At 66.4% G+C, this 1579-nt stretch carries 2 protein-coding genes; both read right to left on the bottom strand.

What is annotated here, in order from left to right; genetic code table 11:
* Positions 1-195 precede the first annotated feature (195 nt).
* Positions 196-1155 carry a hypothetical protein gene (locus tag FM051_RS49885; protein ID WP_158854973.1) on the bottom strand — a complete coding sequence of 320 codons (960 nt, stop codon included), beginning with the start codon at positions 1153-1155 and terminating at the stop codon, positions 196-198.
* A gap of 50 nt (positions 1156-1205) precedes the next feature.
* On the bottom strand, positions 1206-1433 hold the full coding sequence (locus FM051_RS49880) for a hypothetical protein (RefSeq protein ID WP_158854971.1): 228 nt from the start codon (positions 1431-1433) through the stop codon (positions 1206-1208).
* Positions 1434-1579 lie beyond the last annotated feature (146 nt).

The raw sequence follows: 1579 nt of genomic DNA, 5'->3' as shown, positions 1-1579 counted from the left end.
CCGGAGCGCTTCGCACGCCGTCCCCGTCCACCCGCACTGCCCGACGTGGCCTGGATCAACCAGCCCGCCGAGCAACCCCAACCAGCCCCGTAGACACAACCTGTCTCACTTGACTTGACAACTACCGAGTGCGCTCGACGAGTGCGAGCATGGCTTCCGCTTGGCGTGGTGCCTCTTCCCAGAACCGAGCGCGCTTCACCGGTGTTCTGCTCCACTGGTCTCGGACAGTAGGAACGCCCGCAGTCTTCCCTCCCAGTCGGGCTCGCCGCCACCGGTCTCCCTCGTCGCTAGGGCGAAGGTGCCGTACCCGGCTGAGAGCCGTCCGCTCATCTCGTCGACATCGAGGGCTTTCGCGCGTTTTGCCAAGACCGGACGCCACCTGGGGTGCTCCACCAGAACCACGAGGCCGAGCGGCAGGGGTTTTGTCGAGCGGGCCACAACAGCCGTCGTGAGCCCGGTCGCGCGCGAGATCTTTTCGACGAGTTCGGGGGTGAGGGGGAACTTCCCCCGCACGATTTGCATGACATCGGGTTGGGGAAGCCGCAGGGCTTCGCGCAACGCCTTCAAGTCGATCTTCGAACCCAAGAGCGAAGCGAGCGGGCGGTAGTTCACGTCGGACGTCTCGACGGGTAGTCCCGGTACTTCGCGCAAGGTGTCCAACTCGTCGGCGAGTTCGGCTCGCACGAGCGCGTCGGGGGCGTGGTCGTCCTCGATCGCCCGACCGGCGCGGACGTCTCCCGTCGCGTGATCTTCGGGTGACCGAGCCGCGGCGGAGACCCGGCTGATGAGGTCTTCAGACCACGAGTCCACCTGTCGTTCCAGGACCCGCAGCGGTACCTCGGACACCAACCCGAGCCACACCGTCACCTCGACGCCGAGCGCGGTCAGAGCGCTGTCCACGACGACGCTCTCGGAATCCTCAGCTGGCGGGTCGACGGTCAGCGGGGCGGCCTGCACGGCCAGGTCACCGACCTCGGTGACGAGCAGCAGGACCACTGTGCGCTCCCACCGCGCACGCCACACCTGACCAGCTTCCAGAACCGCGTCCTCGCTGGGGCCCAACCTCTCGACAATCCCGCGTTCCGCCAGGTCCGGACGTGGTCGACTGCGCCTGACCAGGTCCAGGAATCGCTGAGGCACTCCTGGATCACTCATGGTGCCCTTCCATGTCGTCGGCTGGAGCGGCCGGTCGGCAGCGGCTGGCATCATGATGCTTCATCCCCACGGCTCTGACGGTCCTCCGCCTCGAACTGGACCGACAGTTGGAGCAGCTGCGACGCGATGCGGCGGCTGTGCTCGCCGTCGCCACCCACTACCTGCACCACCTTCTCCTTCAACCTTCTGATGCGGAGGTCCGCTTCGTGCACCCCGCAACCGAGGAGGTCGGCTGCGGCTTCCGCGTCGTCGACCAGGCGCAGGAGCTGCTGCTCCACCGGGGAGAACGCGGACAGAGCTAGCCCGCTGCTTTCACGGGGGATTGGCGTGAGAGTGGCCAGCTCATAGAGAAAGGTGCTCTGAGCTGCAAGGATATGGCTTGTCTAGGGCCTTGTCCGTGCGAGTTCAGGAGCACCTTTCCGGT

It is taken from the genome of Saccharothrix deserti, assembly GCF_009769385.1.
GTDB classification, from domain to species: domain Bacteria; phylum Actinomycetota; class Actinomycetes; order Mycobacteriales; family Pseudonocardiaceae; genus Actinosynnema; species Actinosynnema deserti.
The sequence above is the reverse complement of the archived record's forward strand: the minus strand, read 5'-3'. Positions and strand labels throughout refer to the sequence as shown.